Below are 19,140 nucleotides of genomic sequence, written 5' to 3'. Positions count from 1 at the left end.
AGACAGAAAGGACACTATGAAACCAAAACGATACCCGTATAGTGGGAGGATAAAAAAAGAACTGGATGAACCAGTTCAACATGAATATGCAGAACACGCATTTAATGATTTTACAACCAAAGCTATAATTCACTTAAATCCTAAGCGTCAAGACCATATTGATATTGCTTGTGATCTGATGGATAGCTATCGACATTATTCGTAACTTTTTGAAACAGCATCATTGATACCATTGTAAATCAATTCGTATTGCTCAGCAACGTACTGACCGAATGGTTTTGAGAAATCTCTCTGCATGTAGTAAGCCTTATAAAACTCGTCATGCATTGCAGATACAATTTCGCTTGCTAATTCAATGTTATTTTTACTCATAAAATTCTCCTTTCTTGTCAGATTTAACTAACAAGAAAAAGCTAGTTTGAGAGGCCAGCGAGAGATCTTGTTTGTTATGTATAGATCATAACAAAAATGTTTTAAAAATACAACATATAGTTGTAGATGACTTTTTGGGTACAATATCTTGTGTTTTCAATATAAAAAGGAGAAGAATATGTGGGAAAAACTTGAGAAGATTTTGGAAGAAAAAGGCTTGAATAGAAACCAACTAGCAAAATTATCAGATGTCGACAGAAGTCACTTTACTAACTTAAAAAACGGAACAACCAAATATTTATCATGGCCAAACATGGTTAAAATAGCTGACGCACTAGACATCAGCTTGGATTATTTTAGATAACTCACACTCTCACCGATAGCCATGGCGCTATCAAGCAATCAATAAATAATTTCCATACCCAGTACCATTACGTATAGACAAAAAATAAACTCCTCTAAATATTTTACAAAAGTCTTGGTAGCGCTGCGGGTGTCGGTGAGTAGAAAAAAAGTCCGATTGCAGTCGGACTCAAAATAAAACAAATTTATTGAATTATAACACAAAAACGAAAGGAATTATTATGTTAGCAGTTTTAAAAAATGGTATACAAGTGCCTTATGAAGAATTATGGTTAAACGACGAAGATTTAGCAGAATTTGCTGGTAAGTCAAAAGAAACGATTCAGAAGCAGTTACGTAGAATGTACAAAGTGAAAGAATATCGCCCATATATTGATAAAATTGGCGGTCGATCTACCAAGTTATCAGCCTATGAAAAATGGCGTAAGTCAGAAAATATCAAGATTAAAGGAGCATAGCAATGAGAATTTTTGAAAAACTATTTAAACAAACACGAGAACAGTTGACGCCGGAATATGTATGGGAGCCTTGGGAAGTCAAAGCGCAACGGTTTGATAAAGCTAAGAAAGAATTCGAAAAGGGGTTGAATCTAAGTGGATATGATACAAGATTTACTCTCGGAGAATAACTTTTTGCGCAACGAAAATCATCGCTTAAATCGTGAGTTCGATGAACTATACGAAAAAGCAGAACGATATGACCTGCTTATCAAGTGGGGGTTAGTTACTAAACACACACAAGATAAGTTGGATCAAGCGGTTAGTTTATAAGTAAGTTTTAAATAGTCCTTTGAAAATTGAATATGGGTGCGTTGGAGAAAATCAAGAAAAATAAAAATGTGTCGCAAAAAGTATTGGCTTAGTGCGACACATAATGTATAATTAAATCATGGTTAAGGAATTGACCAAATCTAACAGAAAGGACTTACCAATGACTAAGCACATAGAAAAATGGCTATCTAAGAGAAAAGAGGTGACCGTCACAATCAACCTCTTCTTCATAAAGATAACCATTAAGTTCTAAAGTAGTGGGGCGAAAGCCCTAACTACTGTTTAGTTAATTGTAGCATAAGGACAGGTTAAAATCAATGGAAGAGAAAGTGCTTTACCATAAGAAATTTAAACATGGTGAGTTAACGCTTTCCAAAACAAGTTGGAAAGACAAGACTTCATTTGTTGTTGGACTTATTGTCTTAGGCCTTGCTATTTGGTATTTTACTCGATAGCATGTCAGCAAAAATGGGGCGACCTATCAAAGGTGAAACCAAACGCAACAAACACATGGCTATCAGACTAACTCAAGCGGAATTTGATAAAATTACCAGTTTATCAGAAAGGCTAGGAGTGTCAAAAGCTGATACTGTTGTAAAAGCGATTGATTTACTTGATGATAAGGTGAAATAAAAAAAGCATTGCAAAAGTATTGACTTAAGCATTGCAAAAGAGTATAATTAAATCATGGTTAAGGAATTAACCAAATCCAACAGAAAGGAAGTGGAGCTATGCGAAGTCGAAAAGATAAGCGAAAAGAAAAACTCTCAACCAGTGATAAGATAAGTTTGATAATTGTCATCATCGAACTGATCAAATTGGTTAAAGAGTTCCTCGAATAAGCTTATAACGAGACCTGAGGGCGAAAGCCCTCGGTGGTTTCGTATACTTTGATTATAGCATAGCTCCAAGCAGAAAGACAATGGATAAAGATAAACGGTCATTGATTATCGCTAGTATTGCTTTAGCATTAAGTATTATAAATCTGCTACTTGATTTATTTAGGTGACAGATTTGGCAAAAATGGGGCGACCTGTCAAAGGTTCTGAACCAATGGATAAACAACTTGTTGTCCGAATGACTGAAACAATGCACAATAACATTGCTGAATATGCCGAGCAAAACGGTTTAGGTAAAATGGAAGTTGTGAGAAAAGCGGTCGAAGAATTTTTTGACAATTAAAAAAGCCCAACGCTCAAACTTTGGACGGCGAGAGCGTTAGGCGGAACACGCACCCATATTCATAGAATACAGGATACGCTTATATTATAACAGCGTACCTGTATTTAGTAAACACTTTTTTACGGGTACGCTTTTTGTGTACTCTGAAACATCTAGACTGACACCTATGGCGTCAGCAAAAAAACGCCTATCTATCTGCTTCATAGAAGGCGTTACGGAAATTATTCTGCTCAAACTAGAAGCAGTAGTCATCAATACTTGACCAGTATCGTCCCTGGTACTGCAATTGATATGACATTTATATGCTACGACCTAAACTTGATACCTTATCAGAATGATCGGTTAACCCCCGCCAAACTGTGCTGGTTAAGGAGCACGCAGATAAGGTATTAAGTCTGACTATTTTTAAGACTCTTGTTTGTCTACGGTTGGAGTGCCTTATACAACCATTAGGGACACTAAGTTTCGAGATATTGGCTTTAGTAAAGCAGAAAAACTTGCTGACGCTTTAGGTGTTAGTCTGGATGACCTACGAACAAAATCAAAGGAGTAACACATGACTAAAACTTACACATTAACGGAAGAAGAACTAGACCAATTACTTAACGAACGTATGGCAGAAAAGAGATTTAAAGTGGATGTAGCTAGCGCTTTTCGTCCTGTTAAAATCGATGATAATAAAGAGATCACACCAATCAACGAGAAGTATCCGAACGTGGTTGAGAAGCTAGATGGCAGCCATGCCCTTAATCCTAGACGCTTTATTTTTAAAGAAGTTCCAAAGGTTAATAAGGCTACTGGTGAAGCTGATTATCATAAGGTTTCAGATTATGATATTCATAACGCTTTGAGACTGCTGACCTTGCGAATTTTTGGGGTGACAAAGAATAATGAACTGAAAGATCGTGACATCAAATTAGCACAAGAGTTCTATACCAATTTTAAGAATTTATTTTTAGAAAGTTACGATAAACGGTTGGAGGAAATGACAAGATGAGACCTAAAAAATACCCTTATTCACAAAAGCGACCCTCTCCTAGCCGAGAAAGAGTCACTAATTACAGAATCGCAATTGAAGATTTGAATGCCTTATTGCCTTCATCTTCAGATTTGCTTAAAGAAAAAATAGAAGAAACTAAGCAACGACACTTAGCATTTCTCAAACCTTGGGATTTTGAGTTTGCTCAAGACGAGCTAGAATCTCAGCCTCATGCTGAATAAGGATTTTTTGAATGTGTTCTTGGACTTCACGAACTCTCACAGGTTCGAACTTGCTACGGTCACGAACTAATTCAATGATTTCATCAATTTCCCTTTGAATGTATTGACCAGGGATGTAAGGATCAAGCATGTGGGCACCTCCTTTACTTTTTAATAAGGATATTATAACTAAAGAAAGTGATTTTAGAAATATGAATGAAGAGCTCAATTTAAGCCCATTTTGGCTCGCTATCGTGGTTTTAATCACCTTATGGCTAATGTATCAGATTACCAAAATACCGAGCAAAATCGACACAGAAAACACAGTAGAAGACAGTAAGAATACAGGAGAAGCACCAGAATATCTAGAAAGATATGGAGCGGTGATTCAAATGCAAGGGAGATAGGGGGTTAAATGTATAAGCACGAAGTGGAACAATATCAGTTCTATAAAATGCCTAAATGGCTATTTAAAGAACCTTATAGCAAATTAAGTGTTAATGCCAAAATCATGTACATGTTAATGTTTGATCGCTTAGCGTTATCAATTAAAAACAAGTGGTACGACGATGACGGCAAATTGTATCAGTATTTTACCAATGAACAACTGATAGGAAAGTTGAACTTTACAGAAAAAACAGCTATCAAATCCAAAAAAGAATTAAAGAAAATTGGATTGTTATCTGAGGTTAGACAGGGCATAAATAAACCTAATCGCTTATATATCAATGGAACTGGAAAAATTACAGGTCAAGAACTGGAAAATTTACAGCACGGAACTGGAAAATTTACAGGTCAAGAACTGGAAAATTTACAGGGAATTAAGACTGAGTATATTAAGACTGAGTTATCAAGACTGAGTATAGATGATGTAGCAGCATCATCAGGCGCATTTTCTTTGAAAGATTTTTTTGACAACTACGAAAATGAAACAGGACGCATGATGTCACCGTTTGAAATTGAAGATTTTACTAAATGGGAAAAAGAAGACGGTATGTCTGCTGAAATCATGAACCTTGCTTTGAAAGAAGCTGTCCTAAATAAAAAGCTAAGTTTTAAATACATCAATAGCATTTTACTGAATTGGAAAAGACAGAACCTAACAAGTAGAAAAGCTGTTGAGAATTATTTAGAAGAGTTTGAACAACGAAAATCAGGAAGTTATTCCAAAACCCCACAACAAACCAATGTCCCTGAATGGTCAAATCCAGACTATAAAGCGCCTGATTTGGATAGCTTGAAAGTAGAAGTTACGGAGGATTATTCCGATGACCCAACAGCTTTTTGAAGCCTATCAACGAATTGTCAAAAAGCATTACGGTAGGACAGTGACACAGGATACGTTTAATAAATTTGTGGAGTATACCAAAAAAGGTGACATGCAAAATGGCGTGAAGCCGATACTGAACTCAATCAACCTTTATGCGTTTGGTTTGGGGATCACATCAGAAGAATCGAAAAATATCATGTTTAGCAATATTGGAGAAGAGAATGAAACTCAAACAACGTGAACATATTGTCTGGCAGCGTGCCACAAGAAGAGAAAAAGAAAAGCTGCTTGATACAGGATTAGTAGACAAGGGGAGCTATGTCCGCCTTGTCAGAGAGCTAGGAAGGAAGTATGTATGACAGAAATAACTAGAGAGATGACCGCTGTAGAAGCAAATGTTTTGAACCTGATTGCTAATAAAGGTACGTACGAAGAACCTGTTAAAGCTAGGCGTATCAAAGAAACGATTGGTTTATCAAAACGTGGACTAGAAGAAATCATTGAAACCTTGCGTGTGTTATATAAGCATCCGATTGTTGCAAAGAAAACACAGCCAAGTGGGTACTACATCCCACGAAATGAAAAAGAACGAATGGCAGGTACAGCACCATACCGAAAACAGATTTTAACAGAGCAGAACAATCTAGCAGCGGTAATGAGCGTTGACCTTAACGAGTATTGGAAAGGTAAAACAGCATGAAAGATTTAGAGTTGGTTGAATACATAGATAAATTTCTAGACGTGAATGCGATGCTTAATGAAGCCATTCTGCATTTAAGTCTAGGGAACGAAAGCGAGTTAGCGAATGACCTCAAAGAGGTGAAAGATTTTATTAAAGAGTTACACGACTACAGGCTTGAAGAAGGATGGGTACAATTATGATTTTAGTAAATTTAGATGGGAATTACATTAATCCAGAACACATCAGAGGATTGAGTGAGAGAAGCAACCATTATGGAAAAACGATCACATTTCTATCGTTTAACACTATCGAAGAAAGTGAAGCGGTTATCAGGTTGAACATGTCACTTGAAGACACGCTTGAAAAATTACAAAAAGCTGAGGAAGTGAAAATTATCCGATGATGGAAATGGCAGTAAGAGAATACTTTGAGTTGATGGAGGAACTTGGTGACGTGATCAATCAACAAGCAGATAAAATTGCAATGCTAAGTAAGAGAAACAAAGAACTAACTGCTGAAAATTGGAGACTTAGGAAGATGAAGGGACGAATGAAATGACGAATGAATTGACACAAAAACAGGTCACATCAAGTGTTTCAACACGTATTGGAGAAATGGAGAATGAGGGGTTAATGATTGCACCGAATTATAGCGTCAGCAATGCTCTAAGTTCTGCTTATTACGCTTTGAAAAATTCTAGTAGTGGAAATCTCCTTGAAAAGTGTACATCGGAAAGTATTTATAACGCTTTGTTGGACATGGTTACACAAGGACTTACCCCAGCAAAGACCCAGTGCTATTTTGTCCCTTACGGAAATACTGTCAAGCTGACTAGGTCATATTTTGGCACTATGAAAGTTGTTAAGCAATTACCAGAAGTGAAAGATATTTATGCGGAAGTTATTTACGAAGGTGATGATTTTAAAATCAAAAATGAAAATGGTCGAAAAGTATTTGTCAGCCATGATACAGATTGGATGAACGCAGACAACGCCATTATCGGCGCTTATTGCATTATCGAAAAAGTGGATGGAGAAAACATCTTAACAGTTATGACCAAAAAGGAAATCGACAAATCTTGGGCGCAAGCTAAAACAAAGAACGTCCAAAATAATTTTCCTCAAGAAATGGCAAAGCGTACAGTCATCAACCGTGCTGCTAAACAATTCTTTAATACCAGCGACGATAATGACTTGTTCATCGATGCAGTTAATAGGACAACAGAAAATGAGTATGAGGAAGACCGTCAAACGAAAGATGTGACACCGACTGAACCAGTTGAGACGTTGGATGCTATCCTTGGAGATCCAACTGAAAACCAATCTAAACGAACTGAACTAGTTGAGGTTAAGGAAGAACCAAAAACATCTCCTAAAGATGTGACATCAGTTGAAGAAGCGATTCTAACCAGTGAAGAGACGACCGAAGAAGGTTATCCAGCTTCTGAAATTCCAGATTTTGATGACGAAATAGGAGAAGTTTCAGAGGAACTCACTTTGTTTGAAGGGAACACTACAAAGATTAGAGAGTAAGATAACATGAAGAAATTGACACAAGAAAATTATTATCAAGATACGTCTTATCTGACTAACTCTCGCTTCAAGCGATACCAGCAATGCCAAGCTAAAGCATATGCCGTGGACAATGGTAGCTGGACAGAAAATCGTGATGAGACATCGCTTTTACTAGGGAACTATGTTCACAGTTATTTTGAAAGTCCCGAAGCTCATGAAGTTTTTTTAGCAGAAAATGGTGACAAGTTGCTTGCTAAGATTGGAAAAAACAAAGGTCATCTAAAAAAAGATTTTGTGATTGCAGAGGAGATGATTTATTCCTTAAAAACAGATGATGGGTTTAGCAGTTTATATCATGGGTATCATGGTGACGATGTCAAAAAAGAAATGATTGTCTTTGGTGAAATCGAAGGCGTGCCAGTTAAAGGTAAGTTAGATAGTGTAAATCTCAGTCGTGGTTATTTTGTGGATTTGAAAACCATGAAATCTATCTATGCCGAAGAATGGAACAATGACATAAGGAAACGTGTTCCAGCGGCAGTTAACAATATCCTTAATTTTGGCTATCACGGTCAACTTGGGCTGTATCGTGACCTGTTGAAACAAATGACAGGGAAAGATTTCCGACCGTACATCGTTGCGATCAGTAAGGAAAACGTTCCTGACAAGGACATTTTGAAGATAGACGACGAATGGCTAGAAGAAGGTCTGAATAAGCTGAAAGCTGACATCGTGGAAGTTTGGGATGTTATCCAAGACAAGCAGAAACCGAAAACATGTGGACATTGCGATTATTGCAGAAGTAAGAAAAGATTAAATGCAGTAATCAGCTTGAATGATTTGATTAATAAATAACGTGCCGTGAACCACGAAAAAAGCGAACTAGAATAGACTTTGTAGTTGATGATCGTGTAGTCGGTCGAATACTATAAGGATTTCGTAAGTCCCGTCTTAGCCATATTCTCACACAATAAAAGGCGGGATTAATTTTGATTTAAATATGAAATTTGAATACGTCTTATCAAACACTAAACAACAGAAGCAGATGCTGAACTCAAATGATCGTTTGCACTTTCATAAGCAAGCTAAGATAACGAAACAATTAAAATATCTAGCTAAGGCTGATATACAACCAGAAGACAAAGATAGTTTTTCTGAGAAGCACCCTTGTCAGGTAGTCGTAACGGTATTTAGTCCGACAAGACGGCGGCTAGATCCTCCAAACTTATATCCAACTGTTAAAGCTTTGATTGACGGCTATACAGAGGGCGGTCTTTGGATAGATGATAATTACAAGATTATACAACGCTTGTCTTTTGAGTATGGTGGATTGAGTGGTATCAAAGGGAAATATCGGATTGAAGTAGAAATAGAGGAATTAACATGAGCTACACAGTAACAGATTATGAAGATCAAGTTGATAATGTCAAAAAGCCGTCACACTACCAAGGGCGTTATGGCATGGAAGCCATTGATGTGGTCAAGAACTTTGGAGCTAGTCCTGATTATGAAGAAGGGTTTTATTGGGGAAATGCTGTTAAGTACCTTTTACGGTATCACTCTAAAAATGGAGTTGAGGATCTTAAAAAAGCCCGTCAAAACTTAGACTGGCTAATTGAGACGTTAGAAGGTGATGACAATGAAGAGAACACGCAAACCATTTAATTTAAATCCTCTAATTCAAGCCATATTAATCGTCTGTACGATTTTAAGCTTGTGGGTGGCACTATCTACCAGAAGAGCAAACAAAGAGCTTAGAGAGGAAAATAAACGCCTTGTCGAACGTATGGCAAAATTGCCTGAAGCATTTGGAGGTGTTGGGTACATTAGCGCCATTAGCCGAGATGAGTTGTATATCGAAGTGGTTGGTTATGGCAGATTTTTGATTACTCCTGATGAGAGTCAGTTTCTGCAGGTCGGTGATAAGGCACCGCAATATATTTTGGAGAGGGGACAATAAAAAGCCAGTAAATACTGACTTATTCAAATATGAAATTGTAAAGTTGGACGACCTTTTGGAAACTCCAAGTATCTAGTTGTGTAATTTTACTGGCGTTTCTAGCTCTGAAGTCAAAGGTGTATAGCTGCATGGGATTGACAAAACCGTCCACTTTATCGGATGTGATAGGAACGCAAAGTCCTCGTCTTTCTAATGTTTTTGCGCCATGAGTGATTGGACAGACAGCGACAAAGCCTGTCGCTTTACTATATTTATAGCTAGAAACAACAAGAGCTGGCCGTCGTTTTCGGATTTCTTTGCCAACAGCAGGGTCGAAATCAATCCAAATGATGTCTTGCTTTTGCGGGATGTACTTATCATTCATTTTCAAGTAGTGTTACCCCTTCAAAGTCATTTTCCATGATGAACGGTTCCATGTTGTCAAATGGGTTTGCAATTTTAGGTGCCAATACAATGACGTCATCAATGCCCTTGTAGACAACAAATTCTTTACCTTCATCTATTCCTAGTTCTTTAGGTATGGTAACAGCTAGTGAGTTTCCGACTTTACGCGTTTTTACAGTATTCATGAGAAATCCCTCCTTACGTATACACTTAGTATACACCTATGGAGTCAAAAAAGCAAATAGTAAAAAAGACCAGCATTCGCTGGCCTTCGTGTTAATAAGTATTAGCAATCTTATTATACCACGGAGGTTGATTGTAGCCAATGAAGGATACGCTAACAAATTCACAACTAAAAGCATTAGATGAATGGCTTTTTAATTGGCAACATATTGATAAAAAGATTGCCATTAGAAAGCTAGAGTTGCAGACAGATACAAACGCTGAAGTAGACGAAAATATAGGTGGTGGGAAAGCCAATCATATTTCCAAAGTGACTGAGACAGTAATTGCTAGATGGGATTGTGATCAAACCCTAAAAGGGTTAGAGAATTTCAAAGCGGCAGTTCTGGAAACGTTAGAAGTTCTTGATTCTGAATTGACAGCTATTTTTTATTTGAGATGGGGAACTGGTTCAATCAACACTTGGGAAGAGATTGGAGCTAAGCATCATTTATCAAGAAAGTCTATTTATCGCAAAAGAGAGCGGATTTTAGAAATTTTTTCTCAAAAAATTGGAATGTGACACAAAAATGACTATTAGTGTCACCTAAAAAGTGCTAAAGTGATAGTATGAGTTTTAAAGGTAAGGAAAGTCCTTGCCTTTTTTTGTTTGCAGAAAGGAGGTAGCAATGTCTCAACAAAATCAAAAACTAATCGATGAACTAAAAATTTATGCTTTGGATTTAATGTCGGACTGGTCTACCTCTAGAAGCAGACAGAAAGCATTTATCTTAAATTACATGGCTAATGGTTTTTCAAACGCTGCTGAAGCGGCTAGACAAGCGGGTTATTCAGAGAAAACAGCTAGAATTACTGCTCATAAAATGTTATCAGGTACTAACAAGTTCTTACACATTCCGCCAGTCGTTGAAAAATTAAAATTAGCTTTTGATGAACGACAAACAGAATTATCAATTTTATCAAACTTGGAAATTGAACAGTTCTGGGCTGATGTTGTTCGTGGGAAAATCAAAGATGTTAAATTAGTTGGTGTTGGCGAAGGCGAACAGGTTGTCAAGGAAGTGCCAGCAGACTTATCTATTCGTCTGAATGCTGCTGACAAGGCGGCGAGATCTAAGGGCATGTATCAAACTAATATTGACATCACACAACGAAACATCGATATTAAAGTAGGTGATTGGGATGCTGACGAAGACTAAGCCAAAGATTAACATTACCATCGAGTACCCTAGCCGAGTGTTTAACAAGCATATTTACGATAAGCTCTATGACTATGATACCTTCACGGAAGTCCATTATGGTGGTGCTTCAAGCGGTAAAAGCCATGGCGTGATTCAAAAAATTGTCTTTAAATCGTGTCAAGACTGGAAGCACCCTCGCAAGGTGCTTTTTTTGCGCAAAGTTGGTTCTACCGTTTACGATTCAATCTTCGAAGATGTCAAGCAGTGTCTCAGTGCTTGGGGATTGCTGGATAAGTGCAAGGTAAACAATTCAGCCTATCGGATAGAGTTGCCAAACGGTGCTCAGTTCATCTTCAAGGGGCTAGATAATCCAGAGAAAATCAAATCTATCAAAGGCATATCAGATGTCGTCATGGAAGAAGCGTCTGAATTTACCTTAGATGATTACACACAACTCACGCTTCGTCTTCGTGATCGCAAGCATAAGCAGAAGCAAATCTACTTGATGTTTAACCCAGTGTCTAAAGTGAACTGGACTTACAATGCTTTTTTTGTAAAATCTCCTAAAAATACTGTTGTCTATCATACGTCTTACAAAGATAACCGTTTTTTGGATGAAGTGACCAAAGAAAATATTGAAGAGTTGGCAAATAGGAATGAAGCTTATTACAAAATCTATGCCTTAGGCGAATTTGCTACCCTTGACAAGCTAGTTTTTCCAAAGTATGAGAAAAGGCTGCTTAACAAGGACAAGATGGCACATTTGCCGTCTTATTTTGGGCTTGACTATGGTTTTATCAATGACCCTTCAGCATTTTTGCATGTCAAGATTGATGACGAAAACAGAAAGCTCTACATCCTTGAAGAGTATGTTAGAAAGAACCTGACAAATGACAAGATTGCTGAAGCCATCAAAAGTTTAGGTTATGCCAAAGAGGAAATCAGAGGGGATTCTGCTGAAAAGAAATCTAATCAAGAGCTTCGTAATTTAGGTATCCCCAGAATGATTGATGTTCAAAAAGGTCCAGGGACCGTTATGCAAGGGATTCAGTATCTTTTGCAGTATGACATTGTTGTTGATGAACGGTGTGTAAAGACCATTGAAGAACTGGAAAACTACACTTGGAAAAAGGACAAGAAAACGAATGAGTATATCAATGAGCCAGTTGATAGCTACAATCACTGCCTAGATGCAATCAGGTACGCTGCGCAAGATAGGATTTATCAAGCTAAGAAAGATTTGGACGTTGATAAGACAATTCAAAAAGTAAATAAACTGTTCAGGAGGTAATCAGTGGACAAGGTAAATGAATTCGAACACGGCATTGACTCCGTGACTGACACAAGAAATGATAGCTTGGTCTTTCACAAGTTAGCTAACGAGCATTTTAGATACAGTAATACAGATGAATTATTAAACACAGATAAAGGTCGTAAGTCATTAAGAGAAATGATTTCGGCTTTTTTTGACTATCAAAAACCACGTTTAAAAGTATTAGCGAGTTATGCACAAGGGGATAATTACAGTATTTTAACGGGCAATCGTCGATTAGATAAGGAAAAATCAGATTATCGTGTTCGACATAAATGGGGTGGCTATATCTCCAGCTTTGCAACGAGTTATGTTATCGGTAATCCTGTTTCTGTTGGTGTTTTGGAGGGTGCCAATCAGGAGCAATTGCAGACTATCAAAGAGATTGAGTGGCATAATGACATTAATGCTTTAAATGCGGATTTAGCTTTTGATGCTTCTGTCTATGGTAGAGCCTATGAGTACCATTTTAGAGATAAACAGAATATTGATAGAGTTGTTCTTATTAACCCTTTGGAAATGTTTGTTATTCGTGATTTGACAGTTGAACAGCATATCATTGCAGCGGTGCATTTACCTGTCTATGAGGATAAGGTACATATGACACTTTACACTGCTGATTCTGTTGTAGCTTTTAAGCCCTTTTCTCAACACGCTCCAAGGCTAGTAAAAGAGCAACTTAAAAAGCACAAATATCACGATATCCCTGTTGTCGAGTGGTGGAATAATCGTTTTAGAATAGGAGATTACGAAAGTGAAATCTCTTTGATAGATGCTTATGATGCGGGTCAATCTGACACGGCTAATTACATGAGTGACCTTAATGACGCTATGCTTTTAATTAAGGGTGATTTAGAAGCACTTGGTCTAGATGCTGAGAGTACAGCTAAAATGAAAGAAGCTAATACCCTTCTACTTAAAACAGGTATAGGTATTGATGGTAAGCAAACAACGGCAGACGCTGAGTACATCTATAAGCAGTACGACGTTGGCGGAACTGAGGCTTATAAAAATCGACTAGCCAATGACATTCACCGTTTTAGTCGTATTCCAAACCTCGATGATGACCGTTTCAATTCCACATCTTCAGGAATTGCTTTGTTATACAAGATGATTGGGCTGGAGCAAGTCCGAAAAGACAAAGAAACCTATTTTACTAAGGCTCTACGTCGTAGATATGAGTTGATTAGTAATATCCATAAGGCTATCAGCGCTCCCAAAATTGAAGCTAGTAAGCTAACCTTTACTTTTCACCCTAATATTCCACAGGACATTTGGACGGAAATCAAAGCTTATGTTGAAGCTGGTGGCGAGGTCTCGCAAGAAACTCTCATGGAGAATGCTAGCTTTACTGACTATCAGACCGAGCAAAGTCGGATTTTGAAGCAAGGTGGTTATAGTGATGTGGAGGTTAATCAGATTGTAGGTGAGCAAGATGACGAACAAGACAACAACAAGCAATCAGAAGTATAATGCAGAGCGCAAAGCGCAGGCAGAACTGATGAAACGTGATCTTGATCGAGATAAATTCTTAGTCCAGCTGTATCAAGAGTCCTATAATCGCATGCAAGCTCAGATTGACCAGTTTTACATGGCATATGCTGGCAAGGAAGGTTTGACCAAGCAAGAGGCAATGAAGCGTGTCTCTGAAATGGACGTGACCAAGTTCAATGACAAAGCTGCTAAAGCAGTTAGGGAGAAAGATTTCAGTCATGAGACTAATCAATGGCTAAGAACTTACAACCTCAAGATGAAGGTCAGTCGTTTAGAGCTATTAAAACAGGAATTAGCTCTTGAAATCCAAAATCTAACCGCAGAAGTCAATGAAGTCTTTGATAAGGCACGACAGGATGAATATTTGAGCGAATATAAGCGTCAAGCTGGTATTTTGGGTATTTCTTCATCTGGAGCGAAAAAACGCATGCAGAGCATTTTAGACGCTGATTTTTATGGGCAGACGTTTTCGAATCGTGTTTGGGGAAATCTGGGTCTACAATCTACTCTTCAGCGTGATATCTTTGGGTCTCTTAACCGTATTTTTACCGATATGATGGGCTATAAGCGGGAACGTAATCGACTGGCTAAGAAATTTGGTACAAGTAAGTCGAATGCAGAGCGTTTACTCAAGACGGAGATAGCACGGATTAACGCTGATACTCAATTGGCGATGCTGAAAGAAAATGGTTTTACTCATTTAATCTATGTAGCAGAGCCTGGCGCTTGCGATATTTGTGCTCCACTGGACAAAAAGGCGATACTGATTGAGGACGTAGAAAAAGGGGTGAATATGTACCCCATGCATCCTAATTGTCGTTGTTCTAGTTATGGTCATATCAAGATGGAGTATAAATCAGGTGGTAGCACGCTGGATCGTGAAGCTCAAAATGGAGTTTGGAAGGCTAAAGACTTTTCAGAGTCAGAACAGAATCACGGAGAGTTTAAAGCAGATTTAGAGTTAATTAGGCACTCTTCCTATGTCGAAAAATTCAAAAATAATGCGCTGACTGCTCCTATTGCTGAACAAATTGCATCTGTTTCACGTAGAATCATTCAACATAGAGCAGGAACACCATTTGAAGACTACTACCTGCTTGATGTGAATACTGGTAAGGTTGTGGCGGTTTCGAATAAGGCGAGAAAGACAAAAGGTGTTGTTTATAACGATCAGGTAAGAAATGCTTTCAAATCCAGTACAGAAAAAGGTCTGGTTTCAATTCACAATCACCCTTCAGGTTATCCACCATCACTAAGTGATTTTGCTTCTCTGTCGCAAAGAAGCAAAAACAATTCTGTCAAGTATGGCTTGATTGCTGGACATGATGGTAGTGTTTATTGGTATTCTAGGCCTAACAAACGTATTCCGAAAACAGCACTTTCAAACTATTCTAACCAAATTGAAAAATTCAAAAAAATGGGTTACAATGAAGTTGTATCACAAGAGAAGACACTCGAAATGTTTTCTGAACTGTTTGACTTTAAATTTGGAAGGATTGATTGATGTGGTTGAAAAATATACTTACGATTGGCCAGAAGGTGAAGACGACAATCTGGACGAATTGTTAAAAGAAGCTCATGAACGCAACAAAAATAAAACGATTGCGGAATTAGATGCAGAATGGGATGAGTTTGTTAGGAATATCAAACTAGAAACAATTTAATCAAGCACCTAGAGAAATCTAAGTGCTTTTTTTGTACGTAAATTAGGAGATAATAATGAGTAAACGTATTAAAAAGAAACATGCTCTTGAAAACAAGGTAGCGCAGTTAACCGCTGCAAATGTGCTACTTATGGACGCTGTTAAACGGCACACCAAATTGATTGAAGAGTTGCATTTAGTCAATTCACGTAATGTACAGGCTATCAATAATCGTTTTGATACAATGGAGACTTATCAGAAAATCCTTGAAGACGATATTGATGAACTTAAGAAAAGCAGGAAAAAGAATTTTTTAAAACGTAAATAACTAAACTGGTCGAATTCGATCAGTTTTCTTTTTGCCCAAACCGTGCTAGTGGCATTAAACCTTGCATGAGTTCGTGGAGGTTGCACGTTAAAGCGTAAAGAAAGGAGCCAGAATATGGCAGAAGAAAAAATTAACCCAGCAGTTGATCCTGAACAAGGCGAAAACGGACAAGCTAGCAATCCGTCAGAACCTGAAAAAACAGTGTCAATTGCTGAAATGCAGCGTCGTCTGAAGCAGGCTGAAGAAAAGCACGCTAAAGATACTGCAGATGCAATCGAAAAGGCACTTGAGAAATACAAGGCCGAATCAGAGCTAACTGGTAAGGAACTGGAAGCCTACCGTCAGAAAGAAGCTGAAGCTGAAAAGCAGAAAATGCTTGATGAAATTGATCAACTCAAAAAAGAGAAGGTCAAGCGTGAATTAACAGATGAAGCTATCAAAACTCTTTCTAATCGTAAGCTGCCAGTTAATGACAAGGTTATTGGTTTTGTAGTCAAAGACACTGCTGATGATACTCTATCAGCTATTGCTGATTTTGAAAGTATCATTAGCGAAATCAAAGCTGAGTTTACCCAGTCAGAACCTCCAAAAACGTCATCTAGCTTTGGAGGAGAATCTAAAAAGAGCCGAGCGGATATGTTCCGTAGCTCTCGTATCATCTAATAAAGGAGTAATTACTTATGACAGTACAAACATTTAACCCAGCCCATGTCCTTGTGTCACAAGCTAAGGATGGAACGTTATATGACAAGTATACAGATGTCGTCATGAATGAAGTTTCTGATAAATCGCTTGTTATGCAACTAGGGAAATACGTAGAAATGAATGGAAAGCAAGAAGTGACTTTCTATCAACAGACAGACGGTATTTCAGCATATTGGGTCAATGAAACAGACAAAATTAAAACAGACAAACCAGAAGTAATTCCAGTTAAAATGCGTTCACATAAGCTTGGGGTTATCTTGGTAACCTCTCGTGAGGCATTGGAATATACTTGGGAACGTTTCTTTGAGGAAATGAAACCCCAAATTGTTGATGCTTTCTACAAGAAAATTGATGAAGCAGGCCTGCTAGGTGTTGATACACCGTTTAAAAATTCCGTCGCAAAAGCTGCAAAGGATGCTAATAAAACGATTGTTGGGCCAATCAATTATGACAATATTTTGAAGTTAGAAGATGCTCTTTATGATGCTGATGTTGAACCGAATGCTTTTGTATCAAAAGTACAGAATCGCTCAGCTCTTCGTGAAGCTCGTGATGGCAACAAAGTGTCTATCTATGATAAAGCCGCAAATAAGATTGATGGTATTACAGCCGTAGATTTCAAGTCTAGCCACTTTAATAAAGGGGATTTGTTAGCTGGTGATTTTGACCATTTAGTGTATGGCGTTCCTTACAATATCACTTATAAGATTTCTGAAGAAGGTCAAATTTCAACCATGACGAACGAAGACGGTACACCAATCAATCTCTTCGAACAAGAGATGATTGCCATTCGTGCCACTATGGATGTCGCGGTCATGGTAACAAAGGCGGATGCTTTTGCGAAATTGAGTTTGGCAGAAAGCGTTTAGGCGAAAGGAGGCCTTAAATGACTTATATTACAACCAAGAACATTAGAGATACTCAAGACAACGATTATCTCTATTTAGAAGGTTATCAGTATCCTCGCAAGGGGTTTAGTCCTTCCGAAGGGCGTATTACCGAACTCTTAGAAAAAGGCGCTATTATTTCAACTCTTTCAGAAGCAGAAGAAACGGTAGAGGAAACCTCTAAAGAGTCTCAAGTGGACACTGACTTAACTATTCCAGAAATTAAAGTAAAACTTGATGAATTAGGTATCAAGTATAATTCAAAAACTAATAAAGCTGAATTATTAGAATTACTTGAAGGAACTGAAGAGGAGTAATTATGGATAATACCCAATTGGCTAAAATCAAGCGTCGTTTGGGTATTCCCAAAGACGACACTGCCGAAAACGATTTGTTAGCAGACTTGATTGATGACGCTGAGAGCTACTTCAAAACATTAACAGGTTCAGCAGAAATTGACCCTAAGTATAATTTCATGATTGAAAATGTGGTGTATAAGCTCTATGGTCGTAAGGGGTCTGAAGGAGTAGCTTCTGAAACGGTAGATGGCTATTCGGTGACTTATCAAGACTGGGATAACCTCTTTAAGCCTTATATGGCTATTCTCAACAAAGACTTTGGGCTTGATGGTTCTTTGAGAGAGAAAGGAAAGGTGATGTTTCTATGAAGACACCTCACAGAATTATCCTTGTTAGAGCAGACAGTGTTCCAAAATATAACCCTGAAACAGATATATATTCAGAAGAAATCGGAGAAAAAGAGCTTGTTCCTTGCTTGGTGAACTTCATTTCGCAGGCTAAGGTCTTTGAGCTCTACGGAAGTCGGTCTGAGAAAATCATGATTTGCAGATTTCAGCAAGAACAAGAGCCTTTCCAGTCTGCCATCTATGATGGTATCAAGTATGAGCCGTTGGACACTATTGATGCACCGATTAAAGGCGCAGTAAGACTAAAGAAAGTAGGTGGTTGAAATAGGCGGATTTAAAATCGATTGGCACGGCACTGAGCAATTAACCATGACGATTAAGGGTGCAGGTTCCAAGGTTCGTGAACAATCTGGAAAGGTTGTCAAGAATAACGCAGAACTGGTTCAACGTTTTGCCAAAGTTTATGCTCCTCACGATACAGGTTTCCTAGAGTCTCAAATCAAAACATCATACCCTGGAGAGCTAGAGGCTCATATCTCAGATGAGGCTGCTTATGGTGGTTATCAAGAATACGGAACTAGGTATCAAGAAGGCAAACCACATATGAGACCAGCCTTGAAGGTTGTAGAACCTAAATTTAAGCAGGACATGACCAACGTAATGAAAGGAGCTTTTAAAGAATGACTCCTAACCATGCTGTATTTAGACATATTTTTGCTGAAGGTCTAAAAGTTACTGAACGAACCTTTGACTATCTTCCTGACGCTGGCACTCAATACCCGTTCATCTATGTTGGAGAAAATGCCAACACTGATGAGGGGAACTATGACCTACTGGGAAACGTGTCTCAGACTGTACATTTTTACGCTGAACGAACGCAAAGAGCAGAGTTGGATAATATGACTAGTCATTTACTAACCTTGCTTAAATCGTCTCGTATGGCTTTTGATTATGCTATTTCATATCAATTTTGCAACCAACAAGATGCCCCAGATCATACAGATGTCCTGCCTCTCATTCACAGGGTGCTGGATATTTCTTTTACTTACAACAAAGGAGAATAA

At 38.0% G+C, this 19,140-nt stretch carries 39 protein-coding genes; 35 read left to right on the top strand and 4 right to left on the bottom strand.

Features of this window, described 5'->3' with window-relative positions:
- Positions 1 to 16 precede the first annotated feature (16 nt).
- Positions 17 to 205: a hypothetical protein gene (locus tag ABP870_RS00300; protein ID WP_350013519.1), complete on the top strand. Its 189-nt coding sequence runs from the start codon at positions 17 to 19 to the stop codon at positions 203 to 205.
- On the opposite strand, the gene ABP870_RS00295 is transcribed toward ABP870_RS00300, so the two are convergent.
- Positions 196 to 372, bottom strand: coding sequence for a hypothetical protein (locus ABP870_RS00295; protein WP_350013518.1), 177 nt, complete (start codon positions 370 to 372; stop codon positions 196 to 198). The genes ABP870_RS00300 and ABP870_RS00295 overlap by 10 nt on opposite strands.
- Before the next feature lie 178 nt (positions 373 to 550).
- Here ABP870_RS00295 and ABP870_RS00290 point away from each other — a divergent pair, with 178 nt between their 5' ends.
- The 7 genes from ABP870_RS00290 (at position 551) to ABP870_RS00260 (ending at position 3,684) form a co-directional block, all read left to right on the top strand.
- On the top strand, positions 551 to 736 hold the full coding sequence (locus ABP870_RS00290; protein WP_350013517.1) for a helix-turn-helix domain-containing protein: 186 nt from the start codon (positions 551 to 553) through the stop codon (positions 734 to 736).
- Positions 737 to 956: 220 nt separating this feature from the next.
- Positions 957 to 1,193: a hypothetical protein gene (locus ABP870_RS00285; protein ID WP_062707751.1), complete on the top strand. Its 237-nt coding sequence runs from the start codon at positions 957 to 959 to the stop codon at positions 1,191 to 1,193.
- Between the two features lie 2 nt (positions 1,194 to 1,195).
- The gene (locus ABP870_RS00280; protein ID WP_350013516.1) at positions 1,196 to 1,363 is read left to right on the top strand and encodes a hypothetical protein; all 168 of its coding nucleotides are present in this window, start codon (positions 1,196 to 1,198) and stop codon (positions 1,361 to 1,363) included.
- Between the two features lie 4 nt (positions 1,364 to 1,367).
- Positions 1,368 to 1,505 carry a hypothetical protein gene (locus tag ABP870_RS00275; RefSeq protein WP_350013515.1) on the top strand — a complete coding sequence of 46 codons (138 nt, stop codon included), beginning with the start codon at positions 1,368 to 1,370 and terminating at the stop codon, positions 1,503 to 1,505.
- Positions 1,506 to 1,973: 468 nt separating this feature from the next.
- Positions 1,974 to 2,138, top strand: coding sequence for a CopG family transcriptional regulator (locus ABP870_RS00270; RefSeq protein ID WP_350013514.1), 165 nt, complete (start codon positions 1,974 to 1,976; stop codon positions 2,136 to 2,138).
- 381 nt (positions 2,139 to 2,519) lie between these two features.
- Positions 2,520 to 2,687, top strand: a complete 168-nt coding sequence (locus ABP870_RS00265) for a CopG family transcriptional regulator (protein ID WP_350013513.1) — start codon at positions 2,520 to 2,522, stop codon at positions 2,685 to 2,687.
- Positions 2,688 to 3,243: 556 nt separating this feature from the next.
- A complete protein-coding gene (locus ABP870_RS00260) occupies positions 3,244 to 3,684 on the top strand; it encodes a hypothetical protein (protein WP_350013512.1) in 441 nt (146 codons plus the stop codon).
- Between the two features lie 162 nt (positions 3,685 to 3,846).
- Here the strand turns inward: ABP870_RS00260 and ABP870_RS00255 are convergent, their stop codons facing one another.
- Positions 3,847 to 4,038, bottom strand: coding sequence for a hypothetical protein (locus tag ABP870_RS00255; RefSeq protein ID WP_018379530.1), 192 nt, complete (start codon positions 4,036 to 4,038; stop codon positions 3,847 to 3,849).
- On the opposite strand from ABP870_RS00255, the gene ABP870_RS00250 reads away from it, so the two are divergent.
- The 13 genes from ABP870_RS00250 to ABP870_RS00190 all read left to right on the top strand — a co-directional run bounded on the left by ABP870_RS00250 (position 4,037) and on the right by ABP870_RS00190 (position 9,313).
- Positions 4,037 to 4,294 (top strand): hypothetical protein, encoded by a 258-nt coding sequence (locus tag ABP870_RS00250; RefSeq protein ID WP_350013511.1) that lies wholly within the window; start codon positions 4,037 to 4,039, stop codon positions 4,292 to 4,294. The two genes, ABP870_RS00255 and ABP870_RS00250, sit on opposite strands and share 2 nt — an antisense overlap.
- A gap of 8 nt (positions 4,295 to 4,302) precedes the next feature.
- Positions 4,303 to 5,175: a DnaD domain protein gene (locus tag ABP870_RS00245; RefSeq protein ID WP_350013510.1), complete on the top strand. Its 873-nt coding sequence runs from the start codon at positions 4,303 to 4,305 to the stop codon at positions 5,173 to 5,175.
- Positions 5,156 to 5,398: a hypothetical protein gene (locus tag ABP870_RS00240; protein WP_350013509.1), complete on the top strand. Its 243-nt coding sequence runs from the start codon at positions 5,156 to 5,158 to the stop codon at positions 5,396 to 5,398. The genes ABP870_RS00245 and ABP870_RS00240 overlap by 20 nt, the downstream gene beginning before the upstream one ends.
- Positions 5,379 to 5,516: a hypothetical protein gene (locus ABP870_RS00235; RefSeq protein WP_350013508.1), complete on the top strand. Its 138-nt coding sequence runs from the start codon at positions 5,379 to 5,381 to the stop codon at positions 5,514 to 5,516. The genes ABP870_RS00240 and ABP870_RS00235 overlap by 20 nt, the downstream gene beginning before the upstream one ends.
- A complete protein-coding gene (locus ABP870_RS00230) occupies positions 5,513 to 5,857 on the top strand; it encodes a hypothetical protein (protein WP_350013507.1) in 345 nt (114 codons plus the stop codon). Before ABP870_RS00235 ends, ABP870_RS00230 begins: the two co-directional genes overlap by 4 nt.
- On the top strand, positions 5,854 to 6,039 hold the full coding sequence (locus tag ABP870_RS00225) for a hypothetical protein (RefSeq protein ID WP_350013506.1): 186 nt from the start codon (positions 5,854 to 5,856) through the stop codon (positions 6,037 to 6,039). The genes ABP870_RS00230 and ABP870_RS00225 overlap by 4 nt, the downstream gene beginning before the upstream one ends.
- Positions 6,036 to 6,242: a hypothetical protein gene (locus ABP870_RS00220; RefSeq protein ID WP_350013505.1), complete on the top strand. Its 207-nt coding sequence runs from the start codon at positions 6,036 to 6,038 to the stop codon at positions 6,240 to 6,242. Before ABP870_RS00225 ends, ABP870_RS00220 begins: the two co-directional genes overlap by 4 nt.
- Positions 6,239 to 6,397 carry a hypothetical protein gene (locus tag ABP870_RS00215; protein WP_350013504.1) on the top strand — a complete coding sequence of 53 codons (159 nt, stop codon included), beginning with the start codon at positions 6,239 to 6,241 and terminating at the stop codon, positions 6,395 to 6,397. The genes ABP870_RS00220 and ABP870_RS00215 overlap by 4 nt, the downstream gene beginning before the upstream one ends.
- Positions 6,394 to 7,371: a recombinase RecT gene (locus ABP870_RS00210; RefSeq protein WP_350013503.1), complete on the top strand. Its 978-nt coding sequence runs from the start codon at positions 6,394 to 6,396 to the stop codon at positions 7,369 to 7,371. The genes ABP870_RS00215 and ABP870_RS00210 overlap by 4 nt, the downstream gene beginning before the upstream one ends.
- 6 nt (positions 7,372 to 7,377) lie before the next feature.
- Positions 7,378 to 8,208, top strand: a complete 831-nt coding sequence (locus tag ABP870_RS00205; RefSeq protein ID WP_350013502.1) for a PD-(D/E)XK nuclease-like domain-containing protein — start codon at positions 7,378 to 7,380, stop codon at positions 8,206 to 8,208.
- A gap of 145 nt (positions 8,209 to 8,353) precedes the next feature.
- Positions 8,354 to 8,740, top strand: coding sequence for a hypothetical protein (locus tag ABP870_RS00200; protein WP_350013501.1), 387 nt, complete (start codon positions 8,354 to 8,356; stop codon positions 8,738 to 8,740).
- Complete coding sequence (locus ABP870_RS00195; RefSeq protein WP_350013500.1) at positions 8,737 to 9,018, top strand: DUF3310 domain-containing protein; 282 nt, start codon at positions 8,737 to 8,739, stop codon at positions 9,016 to 9,018. Before ABP870_RS00200 ends, ABP870_RS00195 begins: the two co-directional genes overlap by 4 nt.
- Positions 8,993 to 9,313, top strand: a complete 321-nt coding sequence (locus ABP870_RS00190) for a hypothetical protein (protein WP_350013499.1) — start codon at positions 8,993 to 8,995, stop codon at positions 9,311 to 9,313. The genes ABP870_RS00195 and ABP870_RS00190 overlap by 26 nt, the downstream gene beginning before the upstream one ends.
- A 19-nt stretch (positions 9,314 to 9,332) precedes the next feature.
- Here ABP870_RS00190 and ABP870_RS00185 read toward each other — a convergent pair whose 3' ends face one another.
- Positions 9,333 to 9,677 carry a type II toxin-antitoxin system PemK/MazF family toxin gene (locus ABP870_RS00185; RefSeq protein WP_350013679.1) on the bottom strand — a complete coding sequence of 115 codons (345 nt, stop codon included), beginning with the start codon at positions 9,675 to 9,677 and terminating at the stop codon, positions 9,333 to 9,335.
- Entirely contained in the window at positions 9,670 to 9,882 is a 213-nt protein-coding gene (mazE, locus tag ABP870_RS00180) for a type II toxin-antitoxin system PemI/MazE family antitoxin (RefSeq protein WP_350013498.1), read from the bottom strand. Before mazE ends, ABP870_RS00185 begins: the two co-directional genes overlap by 8 nt.
- Positions 9,883 to 10,022: 140 nt before the next feature.
- On the opposite strand from mazE, the gene ABP870_RS00175 reads away from it, so the two are divergent.
- The 14 genes from ABP870_RS00175 (at position 10,023) to ABP870_RS00110 (ending at position 19,140) form a co-directional block, all read left to right on the top strand.
- Positions 10,023 to 10,442 (top strand): transcriptional regulator, encoded by a 420-nt coding sequence (locus ABP870_RS00175; protein ID WP_350013497.1) that lies wholly within the window; start codon positions 10,023 to 10,025, stop codon positions 10,440 to 10,442.
- A gap of 106 nt (positions 10,443 to 10,548) precedes the next feature.
- Positions 10,549 to 11,079, top strand: a complete 531-nt coding sequence (locus ABP870_RS00170; RefSeq protein WP_350013496.1) for a terminase small subunit — start codon at positions 10,549 to 10,551, stop codon at positions 11,077 to 11,079.
- On the top strand, positions 11,063 to 12,352 hold the full coding sequence (locus ABP870_RS00165; protein WP_350013495.1) for a PBSX family phage terminase large subunit: 1,290 nt from the start codon (positions 11,063 to 11,065) through the stop codon (positions 12,350 to 12,352). The genes ABP870_RS00170 and ABP870_RS00165 overlap by 17 nt, the downstream gene beginning before the upstream one ends.
- 3 nt (positions 12,353 to 12,355) lie before the next feature.
- On the top strand, positions 12,356 to 13,846 hold the full coding sequence (locus ABP870_RS00160) for a phage portal protein (protein WP_350013494.1): 1,491 nt from the start codon (positions 12,356 to 12,358) through the stop codon (positions 13,844 to 13,846).
- Positions 13,809 to 15,371, top strand: a complete 1,563-nt coding sequence (locus ABP870_RS00155) for a minor capsid protein (RefSeq protein WP_350013493.1) — start codon at positions 13,809 to 13,811, stop codon at positions 15,369 to 15,371. The genes ABP870_RS00160 and ABP870_RS00155 overlap by 38 nt, the downstream gene beginning before the upstream one ends.
- 1 nt (position 15,372) lies before the next feature.
- Complete coding sequence (locus ABP870_RS00150) at positions 15,373 to 15,531, top strand: hypothetical protein (RefSeq protein WP_350013492.1); 159 nt, start codon at positions 15,373 to 15,375, stop codon at positions 15,529 to 15,531.
- Between the two features lie 55 nt (positions 15,532 to 15,586).
- Entirely contained in the window at positions 15,587 to 15,838 is a 252-nt protein-coding gene (locus tag ABP870_RS00145) for a hypothetical protein (protein ID WP_350013491.1), read from the top strand.
- 114 nt (positions 15,839 to 15,952) lie between these two features.
- Positions 15,953 to 16,501 carry a capsid assembly scaffolding protein Gp46 family protein gene (locus ABP870_RS00140; protein WP_350013490.1) on the top strand — a complete coding sequence of 183 codons (549 nt, stop codon included), beginning with the start codon at positions 15,953 to 15,955 and terminating at the stop codon, positions 16,499 to 16,501.
- 17 nt (positions 16,502 to 16,518) lie between these two features.
- A complete protein-coding gene (locus ABP870_RS00135) occupies positions 16,519 to 17,412 on the top strand; it encodes a phage major capsid protein (protein ID WP_350013489.1) in 894 nt (297 codons plus the stop codon).
- 17 nt (positions 17,413 to 17,429) lie between these two features.
- Entirely contained in the window at positions 17,430 to 17,747 is a 318-nt protein-coding gene (locus ABP870_RS00130) for a hypothetical protein (RefSeq protein WP_350013488.1), read from the top strand.
- A 2-nt stretch (positions 17,748 to 17,749) separates the two neighbouring features.
- Complete coding sequence (locus ABP870_RS00125) at positions 17,750 to 18,097, top strand: phage head-tail connector protein (RefSeq protein ID WP_350013487.1); 348 nt, start codon at positions 17,750 to 17,752, stop codon at positions 18,095 to 18,097.
- Positions 18,094 to 18,399: a hypothetical protein gene (locus ABP870_RS00120; protein ID WP_350013486.1), complete on the top strand. Its 306-nt coding sequence runs from the start codon at positions 18,094 to 18,096 to the stop codon at positions 18,397 to 18,399. The genes ABP870_RS00125 and ABP870_RS00120 overlap by 4 nt, the downstream gene beginning before the upstream one ends.
- Positions 18,392 to 18,760 carry an HK97-gp10 family putative phage morphogenesis protein gene (locus ABP870_RS00115; protein WP_350013485.1) on the top strand — a complete coding sequence of 123 codons (369 nt, stop codon included), beginning with the start codon at positions 18,392 to 18,394 and terminating at the stop codon, positions 18,758 to 18,760. The genes ABP870_RS00120 and ABP870_RS00115 overlap by 8 nt, the downstream gene beginning before the upstream one ends.
- Positions 18,757 to 19,140: a hypothetical protein gene (locus ABP870_RS00110; RefSeq protein WP_350013484.1), complete on the top strand. Its 384-nt coding sequence runs from the start codon at positions 18,757 to 18,759 to the stop codon at positions 19,138 to 19,140. Before ABP870_RS00115 ends, ABP870_RS00110 begins: the two co-directional genes overlap by 4 nt.

This window comes from Streptococcus jiangjianxini, from assembly GCF_040225085.1.
Taxonomy (GTDB): Bacteria; Bacillota; Bacilli; order Lactobacillales; family Streptococcaceae; genus Streptococcus; species Streptococcus jiangjianxini.
Note: the sequence above shows the minus strand (reverse complement) of the source record. Positions and strands in the feature narration are given on the sequence as shown.

Excerpts from the sequence above, each read along its gene's own strand:
- ABP870_RS00300 (WP_350013519.1), top strand. The coding sequence starts at position 17 with ATGAAACCAAAACGATACCCGTATAGTGGGAGGATAAAAAAAGAACTG.
- ABP870_RS00195 (WP_350013500.1), top strand. The coding sequence starts at position 8,737 with ATGAGCTACACAGTAACAGATTATGAAGATCAAGTTGATAATGTCAAA.
- ABP870_RS00155 (WP_350013493.1), top strand. The coding sequence starts at position 13,809 with ATGACGAACAAGACAACAACAAGCAATCAGAAGTATAATGCAGAGCGC.
- mazE (WP_350013498.1), bottom strand. The coding sequence starts at position 9,882 with ATGAATACTGTAAAAACGCGTAAAGTCGGAAACTCACTAGCTGTTACC.
- ABP870_RS00270 (WP_350013514.1), top strand. The coding sequence starts at position 1,974 with ATGGGGCGACCTATCAAAGGTGAAACCAAACGCAACAAACACATGGCT.
- ABP870_RS00175 (WP_350013497.1), top strand. The coding sequence starts at position 10,023 with ATGAAGGATACGCTAACAAATTCACAACTAAAAGCATTAGATGAATGG.
- ABP870_RS00170 (WP_350013496.1), top strand. The coding sequence starts at position 10,549 with ATGTCTCAACAAAATCAAAAACTAATCGATGAACTAAAAATTTATGCT.
- ABP870_RS00245 (WP_350013510.1), top strand. The coding sequence starts at position 4,303 with ATGTATAAGCACGAAGTGGAACAATATCAGTTCTATAAAATGCCTAAA.
- ABP870_RS00255 (WP_018379530.1), bottom strand. The coding sequence starts at position 4,038 with ATGCTTGATCCTTACATCCCTGGTCAATACATTCAAAGGGAAATTGAT.
- ABP870_RS00135 (WP_350013489.1), top strand. The coding sequence starts at position 16,519 with ATGACAGTACAAACATTTAACCCAGCCCATGTCCTTGTGTCACAAGCT.
- ABP870_RS00260 (WP_350013512.1), top strand. The coding sequence starts at position 3,244 with ATGACTAAAACTTACACATTAACGGAAGAAGAACTAGACCAATTACTT.
- ABP870_RS00140 (WP_350013490.1), top strand. The coding sequence starts at position 15,953 with ATGGCAGAAGAAAAAATTAACCCAGCAGTTGATCCTGAACAAGGCGAA.
- ABP870_RS00145 (WP_350013491.1), top strand. The coding sequence starts at position 15,587 with ATGAGTAAACGTATTAAAAAGAAACATGCTCTTGAAAACAAGGTAGCG.
- ABP870_RS00130 (WP_350013488.1), top strand. The coding sequence starts at position 17,430 with ATGACTTATATTACAACCAAGAACATTAGAGATACTCAAGACAACGAT.
- ABP870_RS00220 (WP_350013505.1), top strand. The coding sequence starts at position 6,036 with ATGATTTTAGTAAATTTAGATGGGAATTACATTAATCCAGAACACATC.
- ABP870_RS00290 (WP_350013517.1), top strand. The coding sequence starts at position 551 with ATGTGGGAAAAACTTGAGAAGATTTTGGAAGAAAAAGGCTTGAATAGA.
- ABP870_RS00230 (WP_350013507.1), top strand. The coding sequence starts at position 5,513 with ATGACAGAAATAACTAGAGAGATGACCGCTGTAGAAGCAAATGTTTTG.
- ABP870_RS00110 (WP_350013484.1), top strand. The coding sequence starts at position 18,757 with ATGACTCCTAACCATGCTGTATTTAGACATATTTTTGCTGAAGGTCTA.
- ABP870_RS00295 (WP_350013518.1), bottom strand. The coding sequence starts at position 372 with ATGAGTAAAAATAACATTGAATTAGCAAGCGAAATTGTATCTGCAATG.
- ABP870_RS00165 (WP_350013495.1), top strand. The coding sequence starts at position 11,063 with ATGCTGACGAAGACTAAGCCAAAGATTAACATTACCATCGAGTACCCT.
- ABP870_RS00120 (WP_350013486.1), top strand. The coding sequence starts at position 18,094 with ATGAAGACACCTCACAGAATTATCCTTGTTAGAGCAGACAGTGTTCCA.
- ABP870_RS00235 (WP_350013508.1), top strand. The coding sequence starts at position 5,379 with ATGAAACTCAAACAACGTGAACATATTGTCTGGCAGCGTGCCACAAGA.
- ABP870_RS00185 (WP_350013679.1), bottom strand. The coding sequence starts at position 9,677 with ATGAATGATAAGTACATCCCGCAAAAGCAAGACATCATTTGGATTGAT.
- ABP870_RS00210 (WP_350013503.1), top strand. The coding sequence starts at position 6,394 with ATGACGAATGAATTGACACAAAAACAGGTCACATCAAGTGTTTCAACA.
- ABP870_RS00200 (WP_350013501.1), top strand. The coding sequence starts at position 8,354 with ATGAAATTTGAATACGTCTTATCAAACACTAAACAACAGAAGCAGATG.
- ABP870_RS00190 (WP_350013499.1), top strand. The coding sequence starts at position 8,993 with ATGAAGAGAACACGCAAACCATTTAATTTAAATCCTCTAATTCAAGCC.
- ABP870_RS00285 (WP_062707751.1), top strand. The coding sequence starts at position 957 with ATGTTAGCAGTTTTAAAAAATGGTATACAAGTGCCTTATGAAGAATTA.
- ABP870_RS00215 (WP_350013504.1), top strand. The coding sequence starts at position 6,239 with ATGATGGAAATGGCAGTAAGAGAATACTTTGAGTTGATGGAGGAACTT.
- ABP870_RS00250 (WP_350013511.1), top strand. The coding sequence starts at position 4,037 with ATGTGGGCACCTCCTTTACTTTTTAATAAGGATATTATAACTAAAGAA.
- ABP870_RS00205 (WP_350013502.1), top strand. The coding sequence starts at position 7,378 with ATGAAGAAATTGACACAAGAAAATTATTATCAAGATACGTCTTATCTG.
- ABP870_RS00225 (WP_350013506.1), top strand. The coding sequence starts at position 5,854 with ATGAAAGATTTAGAGTTGGTTGAATACATAGATAAATTTCTAGACGTG.
- ABP870_RS00280 (WP_350013516.1), top strand. The coding sequence starts at position 1,196 with ATGAGAATTTTTGAAAAACTATTTAAACAAACACGAGAACAGTTGACG.
- ABP870_RS00125 (WP_350013487.1), top strand. The coding sequence starts at position 17,750 with ATGGATAATACCCAATTGGCTAAAATCAAGCGTCGTTTGGGTATTCCC.
- ABP870_RS00240 (WP_350013509.1), top strand. The coding sequence starts at position 5,156 with ATGACCCAACAGCTTTTTGAAGCCTATCAACGAATTGTCAAAAAGCAT.